This is a genomic window from Cupriavidus sp. SK-4 (assembly GCF_000611125.1).
Lineage (GTDB): Bacteria > Pseudomonadota > Gammaproteobacteria > Burkholderiales > Burkholderiaceae > Cupriavidus > Cupriavidus necator.
Genome location: NZ_JFJW01000117.1, coordinates 1 through 17,039, shown reverse-complemented (window position 1 = coordinate 17,039; position 17,039 = coordinate 1). Strand labels below are relative to the sequence as shown.

Below are 17,039 nucleotides of genomic sequence, written 5' to 3'. Positions count from 1 at the left end.
GGCGGCCGCCCATAAGGCCGCCGGACATGACTCGCCCCTAATCCTGGCATCAAGGAGGAGACCACCATGCCTGCCAGCCAACCCCTGAACGTCACCGCGTTCATCGACCGCCAGCCGCTGTCGGCGTTCCAGGTGAGCATCGTCGTGCTGTGCTTCCTGATCGTTGCGGTCGATGGCTTCGATACGGCGGCGATCGGCTTCATCGCACCAGCCATCCGCGCGGAATGGCAGCTGACGCCGGCCCAGCTGGCGCCGCTGTTCGGCGCCGGACTCGGCGGCCTGATGGTCGGCGCCTTCATCTTCGGCCCGCTGGCCGACCGTTTCGGCCGCAAGGGCGTGCTGGTGCTGTCGGTGCTGTTCTTCGGTGCCGCCAGCCTGGCCTCGGCCTGGTCGCAGGACCTGTGGACGCTGGTGCTGCTGCGCTTCCTGACCGGCCTGGGCCTGGGCGGAGCCATGCCCAACGCCATCACGCTGACCTCGGAGTTCTGTCCGGAAAAGCGGCGCTCGTTCCTGGTCACGACCATGTTTTGCGGCTTCACGCTGGGCTCGGCTTTCGGCGGCCTGGCTTCCGCCGGGCTGATCGACGCCTTTGGCTGGCGCTCGGTGCTGGTGGCCGGCGGGGTCATGCCGCTGGTGCTGGCGGCGCTGCTGCTGTGGCTGCTGCCGGAATCGGTGCGCTACCTCGTGCTGGCCGGCAAGCAGCGCGAACGCATCGTCGCCACGCTGCAGAAGATCGCGCCGCAAGCCGACCTGCGCGACGCCACCTTCGTGGTCGGCGAGCAGCGCAGCACCAGCTCGCCCGTGCGGCACCTGTTCCGGCCCGAACTGCTGCGGGGCACGCTGCTGTTCTGGCTGACGTTCTTCATGAGCCTGCTGGTGATCTACCTGCTGTCCAGCTGGCTGCCGACGCTGCTGCGCACCACCGGTCATTCGCTGCGCACGGCCGCGCTGGTGACAACGATGTTCCAGGTCGGTGGGACGGTGGGGGCGATTGCGCTGGGTTGGCTGATGGACCGGATCAATCCGCACTATGTGCTGGCATCCAGCTATGCGCTGGCGGCGCTTGGCATTGCGGCGGTGGGCAGCTTTGCTTCCGAGCCGGTGGCTGCGGGCATGGCGGTGTTCCTGGCGGGCTTCTGCATCTCGGGGTCGCAGGTGGGTGCGAATGCGCTGTCTGCCAGCTTCTATCCGACGGACTGCCGTGCCACAGGTGTGAGCTGGGCCAACGGCGTGGGCCGGATGGGCTCGGTGGTGGGGTCGGTCGGCGGGGCGACCATGCTGTCGATGGGCCTGGGCATGCCGGCGTTGTTTGCGTTGATCGGCGTGCCGGCGCTGATCGCAGGGTTGTCGATGTTCTCGTTGGGGATGGTCAGGCGCCAGAGGACGGTGGAGCGCCTGGCAGTCTGAAGGCGGGCGGCGGGAGCCATTGACCGAGGGGGAGGTGCATGGCCCGCGTTCTCCCCCTCGGCATCACGGCTGTCCGCGATCGATCAGGCGATCGGCAGTTTCAGCACCTGCTCGGTCGTCAGGATATCGCCGAAGGTGTCGTCGATGGTGGCAAGCGCGGCAAGGTGCAGGTCCCGGTGCGGCACCACGCCGCCGGCTGTATCCAGGTCGCGCGTTGCGCAGGCATCCTCCGCCACGATCACGCCGTATCCGAGCGGCACCGCGTCGCGCGCCGCGCCTGACACGCAGGCATGGGTCATCAGGCCCGTGATGATCAGGGTCTTGATGCCGGCGGCCTTGAGGCGCTGGTCCAGGTCGGTCGTCGGGAACACGCTGACCGAGGTCTTCTGCAACACCGTGTGATGTGCCGCCGGCTGCAGGTCGCTGTGAAATTCCACGCTGGCGCTCTGTTCCGCAAAGATGGGGCTGCCCGCGGGCGTCACGTGCTGGATGTGGAAAACAGGAATCCTGGCCGCATCCGCATGAGCGATCAGGCGTTGCGCATTGCCCAGCGCGCGCGCGCCGTCCGGGATCGGCATCTTGCCGCTGAAGTACTCATTCTGGAAATCGATCACCAGCAAGGCGCTGCTGGCGGCTTCGATCGCGGTGGGGGCTGGTGCGCCGGCAATCGTGCGAATCGTCGGGTGGTTCATTGTGGTCCTCGTCATGGAATAGAAGAGGGCGGCGCCGCTGGCGAGGAAGCCGCCCCAATCACCGCAACCGCGGCATGGGAGGTAGTTTCCAACGCCGGCTGCAACCCCGAAAGTGGCCCGATGGACAACATCCGATAGAATTGGGCCAACCTCAATCCCTGTCCCTGCCAGCGAGAACGCAATGCACACCGTCGCGGTGATCGCCTTCGAAGGCATCAGCCCCTTCCACCTGTCCGTACCCTGTATCGTGTTTGGCGACGATCTTGCCCGGCTGGGCGTGCCGCGCTACCGGCTGGTCATCTGCGGCGAGAAGACCGGGCTGATTCCAACCATGTCCGGTTTCAGGATCGAGGTCGAGCACGACCTTTCGGTGCTGGCAGAGGCGGATACGGTCATCATGCCGGCCTGGCGCGACCCGGCGGAGCGCCCGCCCCAGGCCCTGGTGGAAGCGCTGCAAATCGCCAGCGTGCGGGGCGCGCGGATTGCCGGCCTTTGCCTGGGTACCTTCGTGGTCGCCGAGGCGGGTTTGCTGGACGGCCGCACGGCGGCCACGCACTGGGCCTGGGCCGATGACTTCGCGAACCGGTATCCGAAGGTCCGGCTCGATCGCAACTCCCTGTATATCGACGATGGCGACATCCTGACCTCGGCCGGGACGGCGGCCGCCCTGGATTGCTGCCTGCACCTGCTGCGCCGCGACCATGGTGCGGACGTCGCCAACCGGGTGGCCCGCCGCATGGTTGTCGCCCCGCACCGGCATGGCGGCCAGGCCCAGTACATCGAACAGCCGCTGCCCCGGATGGACGGCGCGGACAAGCTCAGCACGACCCTGGACTGGGCCATCGAAAACCTGGACCAGGCGCTGACACTGGACACGCTGGCGCAGCAGGCCGGGATGAGCCGGCGCAACTTCACCAGGCGCTTCAAGGCGAAGACTGGCGCAACGGTGACGCAGTGGGTGCTGAACCACAGGCTCACGGCGGCGCAGCGCCTGCTGGAGACGACGGACAAGGGGGTCGACCTCATTGCCGAGCTGGTGGGGTTCGGATCCGCCGTTTCATTCCGGCAGCACTTCGCCCAGGCCTTCGCCGTTTCTCCGTCTGCCTACCGCAAGCAGTTTGGCGGTGCGGTGCCGAGCGGGCAAAGCTCCCAATCAGCTTGACCGGGGTGCAGCCAGCCCACAAGAGCCAGCCCAAGAAAACAAGGGATTTCCCTCTTCGTGTTTCGGCCATCGGGCGAGATATTCTTAATGGCTTCCATCATGGTTGTAGACAATCTTGTGCATTAAAGTCGGGCGGGGGGCGGTGCGGAGCGAGTGCATGTGGCACGGCGGCGGTGCGGGCTGACCGCATGCCCCATGTCCAGAGTGGGCCAGGCCCGTGACCGGGCAGTGGCCCGGAACTTGCGTCCGCGTGCGGCAACGCAAGCAAGGGGATTCACATGGCAGGCACCACGACCAGGACAAGGGAGGCCAGGAAGGAAGCCGCAACACGGGCGGTGGCGCCTGCCACCAGCGCCGACCCGCCGTCACGGGAAGGGCGGGAGTGCCGGGACGGCGACAGCACCGTGCAGTCGCTGACGCGCGCGCTCCAGTTGATCGAGCTGTTGTCCGATGACGACGAGGGTTACCGGCTGGTGGATCTGGCGGCACGCAGCGGCCTGTCTACATCGACCGTCCATCGCCTGCTGACCACGCTCGAGCAACGACAGTTTGTCCAGTTCGATCGCGAGCGCAGCCTGTGGTACGTGGGCGTGCGTTGCTTCTCGGTGGGTGCCGCTTTCGCCCGCCGGCGCTGCATCAGCGAACTCGCCCTGCCGGTGATGCAACGGTTGAGCGCGCTGTCCGGGGAGACCGTCAACCTGGGCGTGGCCAGCGACGGGCAGATTGTTTTCGCCTGCCAGGCAGAGGGCCCTCACGGCAGCCGCGCGCTGGCCAGGCCGGGCCAGCGCGCGCCGCTGCATGGCACGGCCATGGGCCAGGCGGTGCTGGCCGCCAAGAGCGAGGCCGACGTGCTGCAATACCTGCGCACCTTTGGCCTGCCGCGCCTGACCAACAACACCATTGCGCGCCCCTCGCGCCTGCATGAGACCCTGGCCGAAGTGCGCCGGCGCGGCTATGCGGTGGACGACGAGCAGAATGCGGTCGGCCTGTGCTGCATCGCTGCCGCAATTTGTGACGAGCACGGCCGGCCCTTCGCCGCGGTCTCGCTGGCCGGTTCCAGCCAGCGCATCGTGCGCGCCCGCTTCGATGAGCTTGGCGCCTGGGTGCGTTGGGCTGCCACAGAGATCAGCGCTGCCTACGGCGGGCGCTGCACCCGGGTGCCCTGCCCGATGCCAGTGCCCGCAGCGTCCTTGCCTTTCCACGCGGGCGCGCCGGAAAGCTGTTGATTCCTAAGGGTTTATTCAAGACGTTCCGGCGTGCGGGAAAGCCGCCGCGCGGGTCTGGCCATGCGCTTCAATGGAAGCAACATCACGACCGGCCCCCGCACCATGAAGACCCTGCTTGCCGATACCCCCTGGAGCCGACGGCTTGCCGCCGGCATTGACCGTATAGCCATCCTGTGCGGATGGTGGCTGATCGTGCTTTCGGTGGCGACCTGCGTCGAAATGCTGGGGCGCAAGCTGGGCGGCTTCAGCTTGCAGGGCATCGATGAAATCGGCGGCTATACCTACGCCATCCTTGGCGCGTGCGGCTTTGCCTACACCCTGGTCGGGCGCGGCCATACCCGGGTGGACTTCCTGCTGACGCGCTTTCCCGTCAAGGTGCGGGCTGTGCTCAACCTGCTGGCGATGCTGAGCCTGGCTGCCGTGGCTGGACTCTGCCTCTGGCGCGCCGGCCATGTGCTGGTGGACACCATCGACCTGCACAGCACCGCCTCCACGCCGCTTGCCACGCCCCTGTGGATGCCCCAGGCCTTGTGGCTGGCAGGCTATGCCCTGTTTGCACTGGTGGCGGCCTGCGCTGCCTGGCACGCCCTGCAGCTGCTGGTGCGGCGCGACTGGGCCCGCCTGAACAGCCAGTTCGGGCCGCAGACCCTGGCCGAGGAGATCGAGGCGGAGGCGGACATCCGCGTCGCCGCCGCGCCCGCTGAGGGCAACGGCGCAGGCCAGGGCAGCGCTGAAGGCAAGAGCGAAGGAGCGGCAGCATGATCGGTCCCATTGAAATCCTGCTCGGGCTGTGCCTGATGCTGGGGCTGATGTTCCTTGGCTTCCATGTGGCCACCAGCATGCTGGTGGTGGGCGTGGCCGGGGCGCTGGTCTATTTCGGCATGCCCGCGATCGACGCATTGGGCGAACAGTTGTGGGCCGCCGGCGAGGACTACCTGCTGCTGTCGATCCCGCTCTATATCCTGCTGGGCGAGATCCTGATGTGCGGCGGCGCGACGGACAAGATGTACCAGTCGCTCGGCGACTGGCTGAACCGCCTGCCGGGCGGCCTGCTGCATACCAATATCGGTGCCTCGGCCTTGTTCTCGGCGGTTTCCGGATCATCGGTGGCCACCGCGGCGACGATTTCCACGGTCGCGCTGCCTTCCTTCCGCAATCGCGGCTACGACCAGCGCATGGTGCTGGGCTCGATCGCGGCCGGCGCCAGCCTGGGCAACCTGATCCCGCCCGGCGTGGCCTTCATCATCTACGGCTCGATGACCAATACCTCGGCGGCGCGGCTGTATGTGGCAGGCGTGCTGCCCGGGGCCATCATGACCGTGCTGTTCCTGGCCACGATCCTGCTGATCTGCCTGTGGAAGCCCGCGGTGGGCGGCCCGCGCGAGGCCCGTGTGCCGCTGCTCGCCAGGCTGAGCAACTCGCGCCACCTGGCGGGCCCGCTGCTGGTGTTCACGGTGGTGATGGGCAGCATCTACACCGGCTGGGCCACGGTCACCGAGAGCGCCGCGCTCGGCGTGCTGGTGTGCCTGCCGGTGGCGGCCGCCTACGGCAAGCTCAGCGTTGCCATGCTGCACGACTGCTTCCGCTCCACGCTGCGCCTGACCGCGATGACCGCGCTGATCCTGGTGGCCGCGCTCTACCTGAACTTCGTGCTCTCCATGCTGGGGGTGCCGCAGGCGCTGGCCGGCCTGATGAAGCAGGTGGACGTGTCGCCGGCGGTGTTGCTGTGGCTGCTGGCAGCCCTGTACCTGGTGCTGGGCATCGCGCTGGAGACCATGCCGATGCTGGTCGGCACGGTCCCGGTGGTGTTCCCGATCGTGCAGGCGGCCGGCATCGATCCCGTGTTCTTCGGGGTGTTCATGGTGCTGATGTGCGAGATCTCGCTGATCAGCCCGCCGATCGGCATGACGCTCTACGTGATCCAGGGCGTGCGCGGCGAAGGATCGATCAATGAAGTCTTCCAGGGCACGCTGCCGTTCTTTGCCGCCATGGTGGTGATGACCGCCGTGCTGATCCATTTCCCGGCGATTGCCACCTATCTGCCCAACCTGATGTTCGGGCATTGACCTCCAAGGAAGCTCCCATGAACGCCAAACGAATCGCCGGCGCGCTGATCGCGGCCGCCCATGTCGCCTGCGTTGCCGCCACGCTGCTGCCGGGCACTGCCCAGGCACAGCCGGCCCAACCAGCACAACAGCCGGCCCAGCAAACCAAGCTGCGGGTAGCCGGCAACCTCGTAGCGACCGGCCTGATCCAGCAGAACAAGGAGCAGCCCTTTTTCGAGAACTTCGCCAGGAACACCGGCCTGCCGATCGATGCCGACTACAAGCCGATGGATGTGCTCGGCATCAAGGATTCAGACGGCTTGCGCGTGCTCCGCTCCGGGCTGTTCGACATCGTCAGCCTGCGCCTGGCCCAGGTCTCGCGCGATGAGCCGTTCTTCCTCGGCCCGGACATCGTTGGCCTGAGCACTGACTACGGCTCGGCCAGCAAGGCCGTGGATGCCTACCGCAATGCCTTTGACAAGCGCCTGCAGGAACGCTACGGCGCCAAGCTGCTCGGGATCTGGCCGTTCGGTCCGCAGGTGGTGTTCTGCAAGACGCCGATTGGCGGACTGGCCGACCTGAAGGGCAAGAAGGTGCGCGTCTACGACCAGTCCCTGGCCAAGTTCATCGAGAAGCTCGGCGGCATTCCGGTGACGATCCCCTTCGGCGAGACCCAGCAGGCGCTCGAGCGCGGCGTCACCGATTGCGCGATCACCGGCCCGAGCTCGGCGAACACGGCAGGATGGCCCGAGGTCACCTCATACTTCATGCCAGTCGGCTTCCAGATCGCGCTCAATGCCTACGCCATCAAGCTCAGCCGCTGGAACGCGCTGCCGCCCGACCAGCAAACGCGCCTGGCCGAGGCCTTCCAGCGTTTCGAGCGCGATACCTGGTCCTACTCGCGCGAGTTGTTCGAGGATGCCTCGCGCTGCAACGTCGGCAAAGAGCCGTGCAAGACCGGCAAGAAGTTCGCCATGAAGGAGGTGCCCGTGCGTCCGGCCGACCTGCAGCTGGTGCGCGACGCGCTGACCACGGTCTCGCTGCCGACCTGGACCGAGGTCTGCGACAAGTCTTACCCGCAATGCTCGGCCATCTGGAAGCAGACCATCGGGCCGCTGGTCGGGCTCAAGTGAACACTGAGGACGGCGGAGACGACGATGGATAATCTTTGGAAACTGCCGGCACATGCGCTCACCGACGGCTACGCCACCGGCCGCTTCACGCCGCAACAGGCGCTGGCGTCCTGCCTGGCGCGCACGGCGCACTGCAATCCGGCGCTGAACGCCGTGATCGCATTCGATACTGAAGGCGCCATGGCGGCGGCGCAGGAGAGCACCGCGCGCTGGCGCCGCGGCGCGCCGCTTGGCGCGCTCGACGGCGTGCCGGTCACCATCAAGGACAACCTGCATGTGCGCGGCCTGCCCACGCATTGGGGCAGCCGCGCGCTGGCGGGCTTTGTCCCGGATAGCGACGAACTGCCGGTGGCGCGCCTGCGCGCGGCCGGGGCGCTGATCTTCGGCAAGACCAATGTGCCGGAGTTCGCCATGCAGGGTTATACCGACAACCTCGTCTTCGGCACGACCGGCAATCCCTGGCAGCCGGCCCTGACGCCGGGCGGGTCTTCCGGCGGCGCGGTGGCGGCGGTGGCATCGGGCTGCTGCCCGCTGGCGCTGGGCACCGACGGCGGCGGTTCGATCCGGCGCCCGGCCTCGCATACCGGGCTGGTGGGTTTCAAGCCGTCGCCCGGCCGGCTGCCGCGCGGCGGCGGGCTGCCCGAGATCTTCATGCGCTATGAAGTGGTCGGACCGCTGGCCCGCTGCATGGCCGATGCGATGGCCATGGCCGAGGCGCTGGGCCAGCCCGACCCGCGCGATCCCGATTCCCGGCGCTTTGCCGGCGTGCCGCTGCAGATGCCGCCGCGGCCATGCCGGGTCTTGCACGTGCCCCGCTTCGGCGATCATCCGGTGGATGCGCGCATCGCAGCCTTGACCGAACAGGCAGCGCAAGGGCTGCGTGAACTTGGCCACACGGTGGATACCACGCAGGCGTTCGATCTGGCTGAAGCGACCAATGCCAAATGGTCGCTGTTGTCGCAGGCCGGCCTGGCCTGGCTGGTGGAGCAGGGCGGTGCGCAACTGCCGTTCTGCCCGCCGCTCGATGCGGGCACGTTCGGTGCGGCCACGCAGGCCAATGCATCGGCTGGCGCGGGCCTGCGTGCCGTGCAGCTGTTTGATCTGCTGATGGCCGTGGAGCGTCTGCGCAGCGAGCTTTCCTTGCTGTTCGCACGCTATGACCTGCTGCTGACGCCCGCCGCAGCGGCATTGCCATGGCCGGCCGCACAGTCGCACCCGCCGGTGATTGAAGGCCGCGAGGCCGGGCCGCGTGGCCATGCGGTATTCACCGCATTCGCCAATGCTGCCGGGCTGCCCGCGATCTCGTTGCCATGCGGCGAGGCAGAGGGCTTGCCGGTTGGCATCCAGCTGGTGGCGCCACCGGCCGAGGATGCGCTGCTGCTGGCAATCGCGCGCCAGTTCGAGCAGGCCTTCCCGAGGCCGCCTGGATTCCCGCTCGACGGGCTGGGCTGATGAAGACCCTGCTTGCGCCAGGTACGCCGGCGGCGCTCGCGCAGATGCTCTGCGTCGCGCGCGCGCGTGGCGAGCGCGTCGATCCGGCACTGTTGCACCCGCTTGCGCATGGCGGCAGCTACGCCGTGCAGGACGCCACGCTTGCCATGATCGGCCCCATTGGCGGCTGGAAGGTTGGTGCTAGGGGGCCGGGCCAGGAACCCGCCTGTGCGCCGCTGCCGGCGGCCGGCCTGCTGCCGGATGGCGTGGCCCTGCGGGGGCCGGCCTGGCGCCTGCGCGGCATCGAGGTAGAGGTTGCCTTTGTACTCGGCGCCAGCCTGCCGCCGCGCGGCCGGCCTTATGAGCGCCGGGATATCGAGGCCGCGCTTGCGCTGGTGGTGCCTGCCATTGAAGTCGTGGAAAGCCGCCTGGAGGACTGGCTCGGGGCCGGCAGCGATGCGCAGCTGGCCGACCTGCTCAGCCATGGCGCACTGGTGACGGGGCGCCCCACGCCGTTCGCGCGCGAGTGGCTGCACCTGGGCGCGCTGGAGGCCACGCTGCGCTTCGGCCGGCGCACCGTGGCGCATACCGTCGGCGGGCACCAGAGCCCTGATGTCGGCGCGCTGCTGGTCTGGCTGGCCAACCACTGCGCCGCGCGCGGGGCGGGGCTGAAAGCCGGGCAAGTGGTGACCACCGGCACCTGCACCGGGCTGCTCTTTGCCTCTGCCGGAACCCGCGTCAGCGCCGGGATCGAAGGGCTGGGGACGCTTGCGGCGTGGTTCTGAGGGCGGGGGCTTACGGAACCCAGCCAGGCAGCTCCGATGCCTGCCGGATCCAGCTTGCCACCAGCGCCTCGTCAAGCTCGTCGTCTTCGTGGATGTGGAAGTAGCGCGTGTTCTTGTCCTTGGATTCGACGGGAGGAACAGGACTCAGCGACATGCCACGGAAGAAGGCCACCTTGATGTACTTCGTCATGCAATGGAAGCTGAGGAACCAGCCCTGGCCCTCGATGCCATAGAACGGCGAGTTCCACCTCACTGCCTTGCGGACGTTGGGAACGTTGCGCTCGATGAGCGCGTCGAGGCGGCGCCCGGCGTCGTGTTTCCAGCCCGGCATGGCGGCGATATAGGCCTGCACGGGGGCATCTCCGTCGGCCTTCGCGATCTGGGGGTTGCCGCCGGCGAGCAGGGGCGGGCTGGCAGCGGCCCGCCTGGCCGGGGTCTTCGTTGCGGCGTGCGCCGGCTTCCTGGATGGTTGGTTCGCCATTGTCTTCACTCCATCGAATACACGCTGACCACCTGACAGAATGGCCAAGCCGACCCGAGCAGACATGGCCGCCAACGACAGTGCATGAAGCACAACAAACGGGCTATGCTAACCTGCTGAAACGGATCGAGCAACGAACGAGGAATCGACCGGAACGCCTCATCCGCGGGGCCAATTCGAGGAACAAGCATCCATGAATCCATCGGAACGTATCGACGAGCTGATCGCAGGACTTACTGACTGGCGTGGCAAGACGCTGGCCAGCCTCCGCAAGACCATCCTCGAGGCCGACGGCGAGATCATCGAGGAATGGAAGTGGATGGGGAGCCCGGTGTGGTCACGCGACGGCATGATCGCGGTCGCCAACGCGCACAAGGAGAAGGTGAAGATCACCTTCACCAACGGGGCGAGCCTGCCGGATCCTGACAAGCTCTTCAACGCCGGCCTCGGCGGCAACAAGTGGCGTGCGATCGATCTCTTCGAGGGCGACAAGATTGATGCGCGTGCCATGAAGAATCTCATCCGTGCCGCGATTGCGTTCAATCAGGGCAAGTCGAAGAAGAAGGCACCGTCCGCGGCTACCCGGGCGAAAGCACAAGAGAGCAAAGAGTAAAGGGACACGAAGCGTCCTGGCGTGCGGGTGCGCGCCTGAGCATCGCAAAGAACGTCCCGGCCGGCATGCTCCACGCATATGGAATGCCGGTTTTCTTCGTTGGTTTTCGCGTGCTGCGCGCGTACGTTCGTGGGTTTCCATCTCCCCGCGAATGCCATGACCGCTTCCCGACGACAGTTCCTGCGCCAGGGCGCCGCCGCCACGGCCGCGCTCGCCTCCGGTCCCATCCTTTCCTTCACCACGTTCGCCACCGGCAATGCGCAAGCGCAGGGGCGCCCGCTCCTGAAAGCCGGCGACCAGAAGGGCGGCCTGCGCGCGCTGCTCGAGTCCGCCAACGCGCTCGAAGGCCTGGGCTACGACATTCAATGGACCGAGTTCCCTGCCGCAGCACCGCTTGCCGAGGCGCTGAACGCGGGCGCGGTCGACAGCGGCCCGATCGGCGATGCCCCGGCGATCTTCGCGCTGGCGGCCGGCACGCGGATCAAGCTGATCGGCGCCAACCGCTCTGACCCCTACGGCACGGCAATCCTGGTGCGGCCCGACTCGCCGCTGCGGCAGGCGGCCGACCTGAAAGGCAAGAGCATCGGCACGAACCGTGGCTCGATCGGCCACCTGGTGACGCTCAAGGCGCTGGAATCCGCGGGGCTGAGGCCGGAGGACGCCAACCTCCGCTTCCTGCCGCCGGCGGATGCCAAGCTTGCATTGAGCAGCGGCTCGGTGGATGCGTGGGCGACGTGGGAACCCTATACCGCGATGGCGGAAACCAGCGGCCACGCGCGCGTGCTGGTCAGCGGTCGCGGGCTGTGGTCCGGCCTCAGCTACCTGGCGGCCACCGATGCCGCGCTGGCGGCCAAGCGCGCCGTGCTGCAAGACTTCCTGCGCCGGGTGGTGCGTGCGCAGCAATGGTCCTACCAGCACGTGCCGGAGTTCTCGGCGGCCCTTGCCCGCATCATCGGGATCCCGCAGCAGGCGGCACGGCTGCAATTCGAGCGGCGGCACACGCAATGGCGGAGCATCGATGCCGAACTGATCGCCGAGCAGCAGCGCACGGCGGATTTCTACCAGAAAGCGGGATTGCTCAAGCAACGGCTCGACGTGCGGCAGACCTTCGACTCCGGGTTCTCCCTTACTGCCTGATTGCCGCGGGCGGCGTCAGGCCGTGCACTGAGACCTTCGACGGCCTCGGGAAGCGCCTCCGGCATGACCATGGCCTCGCCGGAGGCCGCTAAGGATTTCCATGATTGACGCCGCCCCGCGCCAGCCCATTTCACGGCCTGGCGCGGCCTGCGCTGGCGCGGACCGTTCTGGTCCCAGCGAATCCGGGCAACTGGTCCTATAGGCCCGGAATGGCCCTCACCTATAAAGCCGTGACCCCCAAACATATTTTCCTTCCGAGGAGCAAGACCATGCGGTGGATCAAGCAGATAGCGACGTATTTCGCCCTGGTGGCCGCGCTGGCGCCAGCCGCACACGCCCAGAGCAAGAATGTAGTAATTGCTTACCAGGACATGGTGGTGCCCTGGCGCTACGCACAGGATATGAAGGAGCTGGAAAAGCAGACCGGCTACACGGTCTCGTTCCGGCAGTTCGGCGGCGGCGGGGACGTGATCCGCGCCATGGCTTCGGGCCAGATCGCCATTGGCGAGGCCGGCACTTCGCCGATTGCGTCGGCGCTGTCGCAAGGGCTGGATGTCGAACTGTTCTGGATCCTGGACGACATCAACGCAGCCGAGGCGATGGTGGCGCGCAATGGCAGCAAGATCGCCAGCGTCGCCGACCTGAAAGGCAAGCGCGTCGGCGTGCCCTTCGTGTCGACCACGCACTACCACACGCTGGTCGCGCTGGAGCGCGCCAAGATCAATCCGAAGGACGTCCGCATCGTCAACATGCGCCCGCCCGAGGTAGCCGCCGCCTGGGAGCGTGGCGACATCGACGCCACCTTCATCTGGGACCCGGTGCTGGCCAAGCTCAAGCAGTCCGGCACCGTGCTGATGACCTCCGGCCAGATCGCCGCCGACACCGGCAAGGCCACCTTCGACGGCATGATCGCCAACAAGAAGTTTGCCCGCGAGAATCCGGAGTTCATGGTCAAGCTGGTGCGCGTGCTGGCCGCCGCCGATGAAAATTACCGCAAGAACAAGGCGTCCTGGACCCCCGATTCGCCCATGGTGAAGGCGGTGGCCAAGGTCTCTGGCGCCAAGCCCGAGACGGTACCCGCGAGCATGGCGCTGTACGCCTTCCCTACGCTGCAGGAGCAGGTGTCGGAGCGCTGGCTGGGCGGCGGCGCGGCGCGCGCGCTGCAGTCCGCGGCGCAGTTCCTCAAGGAGCAGGGCACCATCCAGACCGTCCTGCCGGACTATGGCCCGGGCGTCAACGCGGAATGGGCAAAGCGGGCGTTGCGCTGACGCCGTGCCCATCGCGCTGAAGATGGCCGCCGCGCGCAAGCCAGTCCGGCGCGGCTGCCCCGAAGGTCCTGTTGCGGAAGCCCATCATGTACAAGCTTGAAATCGATAATCTCAGTGTCAACTATGGCGTCGCAGGCGGCGCCAAAACGCTGGCCCTGTCGCAAGTCAACCTCACCATGGAGCGCGGCGATTTCGTCGTGGCGCTCGGTGCCTCGGGCTGCGGCAAGACCACCTTGCTGTCGTGCATCGCAGGCTTCATGGAACCCTCGGAAGGCGAGATCCGGCTGTCCGGCAAGGTGGTGCGCGGACCGGGTGCCGAACGCGGCGTGGTGTTCCAGAAGCACGCCCTGATGCCGTGGCTCAGCGTGGCGGACAACGTCGCGCTGGGATTGCGCCTGCGTGGGGTGTCGCGTGCCGAGCGGTTGCGGGTCGCGCATGAAAAGCTGGCCGCGGTCGGGCTGGAAGACGTCGCCGGCAAGCCGGTCTATCAGCTCTCGGGCGGCATGCAGCAGCGTGTCGGGATTGCCCGCGCGCTCGCCTGTGATCCGGCGGTGATGCTGATGGACGAGCCGCTGGGCGCGCTCGACGCGCTCACGCGCGAATCGATCCAGGCGCTGATTCTCAAGCTCTGGGCCAAGGAACAGAAGATTGTCTTCTTTATCACGCACAGCGTGGAAGAGGCGCTGTTCCTGGCCACACGGCTGATTGTCATGACGCCGTCGCCTGGCCGCATCGCGCACACCTATGAACTGCCGTTCGCGCGGCGCTTCATCGAATGCGGGGACGCCCGTGCAGTCAAGGCCGACCCGGAGTTCATCCGCTATCGCGAAGAGATCATTGACCTGATCCATGCCACCGCCTGAGGAACACGAGATGCCCGCTTCCGTCCAACGCATCGAACCCACGCCGCGCGTCACCAAAGCCGCCGCGGCGGGGGCCAGCCAGCAAATGAAGACCGTCTCGGGCTACCGCCTGCCCGGCGAGGGGTCGAGTTCACGCATCTCCACCATCACCGTAGTGCTGCTGCTCGCGCTGTGGTGGCTTGCCAGCCACCTGCGCTGGCTGCCGCCGCTGTTCTTGCCCACGCCTGAGTCCATCGTCACCGCCTTTATCGATGCCTGGCAGGGCAACCTGCAAGGCGGCCAGCCGCTGACCGAGCATTTCGCGGCCAGCATGCTGCGCGTGTTCGGCGCCTTCGGGCTGGCGGTGGTCACCGCGGTGCCGATCGGCGTGATGATGGGGGTGTCGCGCATCGCACGCGGCGTCTTCGATCCGCCGATCGAGTTCTACCGCCCCCTGCCGCCGCTGGCATACCTGCCGCTGATCGTGATCTGGTTCGGCATCGACGAGACCTCGAAGGTGCTGCTGATCTTCCTGGCCTGCTTCGCGCCGCTGGCCATGTCGGCCCAGGCCGGCGTGCGCTCGGTCACCATCGAGCAGATCAACGCGGCCTACTCGATGGGTGCCACGCCGTGGCAGGTGGTCCGCCATGTGGTGATCCCCGCCGCATTGCCCGATATCCTGACCGGGATGCGCATTGCCATCGGCTTCGGGTGGACCACCCTGGTCGCCGCTGAAATGGTGGCCGCGACCGCCGGCCTTGGCCAGATGGTGCTCAATGCCTCCAACTTCCTGCGCACCGACGTGGTGATCATGGGCATCGTGCTGATCGGGCTGATCGCCTACGTGTTCGACCTGCTGATGCGCAAGCTGGCGAAGGTCCTGGTGCCCTGGAAGGGAAGGATGTGAGGTGAGGGCGTAGTCAACCCGCGACCTGCGTGTCGGGCAAGGACTGGCTGATGGCCAGTCCTTGCCGTTTTCAGGCGTTACGCCCGTCGGGCGCCTTTTCGCTCCGTGAAGATGAGCCCCAGCTGCTCGGCCTGGTCAGTGATCCAGTCCCAGTCGATGCTCAGCTCACGGTGGCAAGCGGGACAAGCCAGCGGCTCAGGCAGCTTTCCCGAGACCATATCCTGCAGGGTTTCGGAGTGGATGTGCCCGCACGCCGTGCAGGTGAAGAAGAGTGGGACAGGAGGTTTCATCGTTGCCTCGCAAGGATGGCCAGCCTTCAGGCCGCCAGATGCTCATCGCGTGCCACGGAATGCGGAGGAAGCAGGGCGATGGCCTCTTCCAGCCTCTGGACCAACGCGGGACTTGCCGGCCGCAGCGGCAGGCGGGTTTCCGGGGAGATCACGCCGGATAGCGCCAGGGCAGCTTTTACCGGTGCCGGATTCGGCTCCGCGAACATGAGCGAGATCAACGGCGCGAGCTTCGCGAACAAGGCGCGGGCCGCGCGCAAGCGGCTCGTCTGCGCCAGATGCAGCAGGCGCACGAACAGGTCCGGACGAATATGCGAGGACGCGGCGATCACGCCGGCGCCACCCGCAAGCAGGTGATCCAGCAGGGCCGCATCTTCGCCGCACAGCACGGTGACGTGCGGATCGTTGACAAGGGCCCGGAGATTGCCGGCGTCACACTCCTTGACCGCCGAGATCTGCGGGTGCGCAAGCAGCGATCGGATCAGCGCCGGCGACATCGCACAGCCAGTCCGCTTCGGCACGTTGTACAGCATCAGGGGGCGTTCGGTTGCGCGCGCCACCTCATTGAAATGCCACACGATGCCCTCATCGGACGGCCGCAGGTAGTAGGGCGGCGGCACCAGGTAGCCGGCAAGATCAAAGGCGTCCAGTTCGGCAACTTGCGCGCACACCGCGCGTGTATCGACCGCTCCGACGCCAGCCATCACCGGCAGCTCGCCATGGACGGCCTCGAGCACTGCCGCCGTGAAGACTTGCCGCTCGTGCGTGGAAAGCAGGCTTCCCTCGCCGGTCGTGCCCAAGATGATCAGGCCGTTCACGCCTGCCTCGAGGTAACTCTCAGCCAGACTGGCGGCGCCAGACAGGTCCAGCGAGCCGGCACGCATCGGCGTGACCATGGGCACCCAGATGCCCCATGGCGACTGGCGGGAAATCGCTGTGATACTGGTGCAGGCGTGCACGGCGGCACCGGAGAAGCTCTCTTCCTCAGTGCGCCACATAGTTGTCTCCCAGGGCTGTCGTGACGCCGAACTCCGCCGCCGGAAATGCCGTCATGATGGCATGCATGGCCGCGTCGCGGTCCGTGCGTGCGATCTCCACGTGCAGCGTGGTTTCGCCGTGCCGGTAGTCCACGTTCACCACATAGACGCGGGCCAGTTCACCGAGCGCCCTATGCATGGTCTGGCGCAGGCCGAACACCTCGGTGGATGCAACCGCAAGACGCATGCGGATCCAGGCAGGTGCCGGCTGGGAGACCGCGCGCAGCGCGGGCATGGTGGCCTTGCTGCTGCGCAGGGCGGTACGTCGGGGAACGGTATCAACGGCCAGGCTTGACTGTCGCATGATTGGATGGACCCGCGCGGTAGCGGGTCGCGTGTTGGACATGGCTTTATGCTAGCCAGCGCCGCCTAAATTTGATGCAAGGATATTGGGCTTTGGCGTTAAATCCGCATCAAAATCGGCGACGCTGGCAAAGCGCTCGCGCTCAGAACGTCTTCGTCAGCGAAGCCCAGGCCGCGGCCTTGCCAAGGTAGCGGCCCCGGTTGGCACTGGTGTAGACCGATTCCTTGGCGTTGGTGTCCACGTAGGCCACCGCCAGCGCAAAGCCCTTGCCCAGGTCCTTGG

Annotated in this window: 18 protein-coding genes; 13 read left to right on the top strand and 5 right to left on the bottom strand. The window is 67.0% G+C overall.

From position 1 onward, the window contains the following. Positions 1 to 66 precede the first annotated feature (66 nt). A complete protein-coding gene (locus CF68_RS24860; protein WP_035824022.1) occupies positions 67 to 1,407 on the top strand; it encodes an aromatic acid/H+ symport family MFS transporter in 1,341 nt (446 codons plus the stop codon). Positions 1,408 to 1,490: 83 nt separating this feature from the next. Here the strand turns inward: CF68_RS24860 and CF68_RS24855 are convergent, their stop codons facing one another. After that, the gene (locus tag CF68_RS24855) at positions 1,491 to 2,099 is read right to left on the bottom strand and encodes a cysteine hydrolase family protein (protein ID WP_035824020.1); all 609 of its coding nucleotides are present in this window, start codon (positions 2,097 to 2,099) and stop codon (positions 1,491 to 1,493) included. A gap of 181 nt (positions 2,100 to 2,280) precedes the next feature. Between CF68_RS24855 and CF68_RS24850 the strand changes: the two genes are divergently transcribed. The 7 genes from CF68_RS24850 (at position 2,281) to CF68_RS24820 (ending at position 9,881) form a co-directional block, all read left to right on the top strand. Next, a complete protein-coding gene (locus tag CF68_RS24850; RefSeq protein ID WP_035824019.1) occupies positions 2,281 to 3,261 on the top strand; it encodes a GlxA family transcriptional regulator in 981 nt (326 codons plus the stop codon). A 278-nt stretch (positions 3,262 to 3,539) separates the two neighbouring features. After that, the gene (locus CF68_RS24845; protein WP_084187418.1) at positions 3,540 to 4,487 is read left to right on the top strand and encodes an IclR family transcriptional regulator; all 948 of its coding nucleotides are present in this window, start codon (positions 3,540 to 3,542) and stop codon (positions 4,485 to 4,487) included. Positions 4,488 to 4,589: 102 nt separating this feature from the next. Beyond that, complete coding sequence (locus CF68_RS24840) at positions 4,590 to 5,249, top strand: TRAP transporter small permease subunit (RefSeq protein WP_235205878.1); 660 nt, start codon at positions 4,590 to 4,592, stop codon at positions 5,247 to 5,249. Further along, positions 5,246 to 6,553 (top strand): TRAP transporter large permease, encoded by a 1,308-nt coding sequence (locus CF68_RS24835; protein ID WP_035824014.1) that lies wholly within the window; start codon positions 5,246 to 5,248, stop codon positions 6,551 to 6,553. The genes CF68_RS24840 and CF68_RS24835 overlap by 4 nt, the downstream gene beginning before the upstream one ends. A gap of 17 nt (positions 6,554 to 6,570) precedes the next feature. Continuing rightward, positions 6,571 to 7,665, top strand: a complete 1,095-nt coding sequence (locus tag CF68_RS24830; protein WP_035824012.1) for a TRAP transporter substrate-binding protein — start codon at positions 6,571 to 6,573, stop codon at positions 7,663 to 7,665. A 24-nt stretch (positions 7,666 to 7,689) separates the two neighbouring features. After that, on the top strand, positions 7,690 to 9,117 hold the full coding sequence (locus CF68_RS24825; RefSeq protein ID WP_035824010.1) for an amidase: 1,428 nt from the start codon (positions 7,690 to 7,692) through the stop codon (positions 9,115 to 9,117). After that, positions 9,117 to 9,881: a 2-keto-4-pentenoate hydratase gene (locus CF68_RS24820; protein ID WP_035824008.1), complete on the top strand. Its 765-nt coding sequence runs from the start codon at positions 9,117 to 9,119 to the stop codon at positions 9,879 to 9,881. Before CF68_RS24825 ends, CF68_RS24820 begins: the two co-directional genes overlap by 1 nt. A gap of 10 nt (positions 9,882 to 9,891) precedes the next feature. On the opposite strand, the gene CF68_RS24815 is transcribed toward CF68_RS24820, so the two are convergent. After that, on the bottom strand, positions 9,892 to 10,362 hold the full coding sequence (locus CF68_RS24815; protein WP_035824006.1) for a DUF1801 domain-containing protein: 471 nt from the start codon (positions 10,360 to 10,362) through the stop codon (positions 9,892 to 9,894). 193 nt (positions 10,363 to 10,555) lie between these two features. On the opposite strand from CF68_RS24815, the gene CF68_RS24810 reads away from it, so the two are divergent. The 5 genes from CF68_RS24810 to CF68_RS24790 all read left to right on the top strand — a co-directional run bounded on the left by CF68_RS24810 (position 10,556) and on the right by CF68_RS24790 (position 15,129). Continuing rightward, positions 10,556 to 10,975, top strand: a complete 420-nt coding sequence (locus tag CF68_RS24810; protein WP_035824004.1) for a DUF1801 domain-containing protein — start codon at positions 10,556 to 10,558, stop codon at positions 10,973 to 10,975. 156 nt (positions 10,976 to 11,131) lie between these two features. Then, complete coding sequence (locus CF68_RS24805) at positions 11,132 to 12,112, top strand: ABC transporter substrate-binding protein (RefSeq protein WP_035824002.1); 981 nt, start codon at positions 11,132 to 11,134, stop codon at positions 12,110 to 12,112. Positions 12,113 to 12,381: 269 nt separating this feature from the next. Beyond that, the gene (tauA, locus tag CF68_RS24800; RefSeq protein WP_035824001.1) at positions 12,382 to 13,380 is read left to right on the top strand and encodes a taurine ABC transporter substrate-binding protein; all 999 of its coding nucleotides are present in this window, start codon (positions 12,382 to 12,384) and stop codon (positions 13,378 to 13,380) included. A gap of 86 nt (positions 13,381 to 13,466) precedes the next feature. Continuing rightward, positions 13,467 to 14,243, top strand: coding sequence for a taurine ABC transporter ATP-binding protein (locus CF68_RS24795; RefSeq protein WP_035823999.1), 777 nt, complete (start codon positions 13,467 to 13,469; stop codon positions 14,241 to 14,243). Positions 14,244 to 14,253: 10 nt separating this feature from the next. Next, positions 14,254 to 15,129: an ABC transporter permease subunit gene (locus CF68_RS24790; RefSeq protein WP_013952524.1), complete on the top strand. Its 876-nt coding sequence runs from the start codon at positions 14,254 to 14,256 to the stop codon at positions 15,127 to 15,129. A 316-nt stretch (positions 15,130 to 15,445) separates the two neighbouring features. Here the strand turns inward: CF68_RS24790 and dapA are convergent, their stop codons facing one another. The 3 genes from dapA to CF68_RS36480 form a co-directional block, all read right to left on the bottom strand. Then, positions 15,446 to 16,414, bottom strand: a complete 969-nt coding sequence (gene dapA, locus CF68_RS24780; RefSeq protein WP_051591671.1) for a 4-hydroxy-tetrahydrodipicolinate synthase — start codon at positions 16,412 to 16,414, stop codon at positions 15,446 to 15,448. After that, the gene (locus tag CF68_RS24775; RefSeq protein WP_035823993.1) at positions 16,401 to 16,757 is read right to left on the bottom strand and encodes a hypothetical protein; all 357 of its coding nucleotides are present in this window, start codon (positions 16,755 to 16,757) and stop codon (positions 16,401 to 16,403) included. The genes dapA and CF68_RS24775 overlap by 14 nt, the downstream gene beginning before the upstream one ends. Before the next feature lie 142 nt (positions 16,758 to 16,899). Beyond that, positions 16,900 to 17,039: TorF family putative porin (locus tag CF68_RS36480; RefSeq protein ID WP_304413126.1), on the bottom strand; the 140-nt coding region annotated here is incomplete at its 5' end.

Bases quoted from the DNA above. Each gene is read 5' to 3' on its own strand.
- CF68_RS24860 (WP_035824022.1), top strand. From the start codon at position 67: ATGCCTGCCAGCCAACCCCTGAACGTCACCGCGTTCATCGACCGCCAG.
- CF68_RS24855 (WP_035824020.1), bottom strand. From the start codon at position 2,099: ATGAACCACCCGACGATTCGCACGATTGCCGGCGCACCAGCCCCCACC.
- CF68_RS24850 (WP_035824019.1), top strand. From the start codon at position 2,281: ATGCACACCGTCGCGGTGATCGCCTTCGAAGGCATCAGCCCCTTCCAC.
- CF68_RS24845 (WP_084187418.1), top strand. From the start codon at position 3,540: ATGGCAGGCACCACGACCAGGACAAGGGAGGCCAGGAAGGAAGCCGCA.
- CF68_RS24840 (WP_235205878.1), top strand. From the start codon at position 4,590: ATGAAGACCCTGCTTGCCGATACCCCCTGGAGCCGACGGCTTGCCGCC.
- CF68_RS24835 (WP_035824014.1), top strand. From the start codon at position 5,246: ATGATCGGTCCCATTGAAATCCTGCTCGGGCTGTGCCTGATGCTGGGG.
- CF68_RS24830 (WP_035824012.1), top strand. From the start codon at position 6,571: ATGAACGCCAAACGAATCGCCGGCGCGCTGATCGCGGCCGCCCATGTC.
- CF68_RS24825 (WP_035824010.1), top strand. From the start codon at position 7,690: ATGGATAATCTTTGGAAACTGCCGGCACATGCGCTCACCGACGGCTAC.
- CF68_RS24820 (WP_035824008.1), top strand. From the start codon at position 9,117: ATGAAGACCCTGCTTGCGCCAGGTACGCCGGCGGCGCTCGCGCAGATG.
- CF68_RS24815 (WP_035824006.1), bottom strand. From the start codon at position 10,362: ATGGCGAACCAACCATCCAGGAAGCCGGCGCACGCCGCAACGAAGACC.
- CF68_RS24810 (WP_035824004.1), top strand. From the start codon at position 10,556: ATGAATCCATCGGAACGTATCGACGAGCTGATCGCAGGACTTACTGAC.
- CF68_RS24805 (WP_035824002.1), top strand. From the start codon at position 11,132: ATGACCGCTTCCCGACGACAGTTCCTGCGCCAGGGCGCCGCCGCCACG.
- tauA (WP_035824001.1), top strand. From the start codon at position 12,382: ATGCGGTGGATCAAGCAGATAGCGACGTATTTCGCCCTGGTGGCCGCG.
- CF68_RS24795 (WP_035823999.1), top strand. From the start codon at position 13,467: ATGTACAAGCTTGAAATCGATAATCTCAGTGTCAACTATGGCGTCGCA.
- CF68_RS24790 (WP_013952524.1), top strand. From the start codon at position 14,254: ATGCCCGCTTCCGTCCAACGCATCGAACCCACGCCGCGCGTCACCAAA.
- dapA (WP_051591671.1), bottom strand. From the start codon at position 16,414: ATGTGGCGCACTGAGGAAGAGAGCTTCTCCGGTGCCGCCGTGCACGCC.
- CF68_RS24775 (WP_035823993.1), bottom strand. From the start codon at position 16,757: ATGCGACAGTCAAGCCTGGCCGTTGATACCGTTCCCCGACGTACCGCC.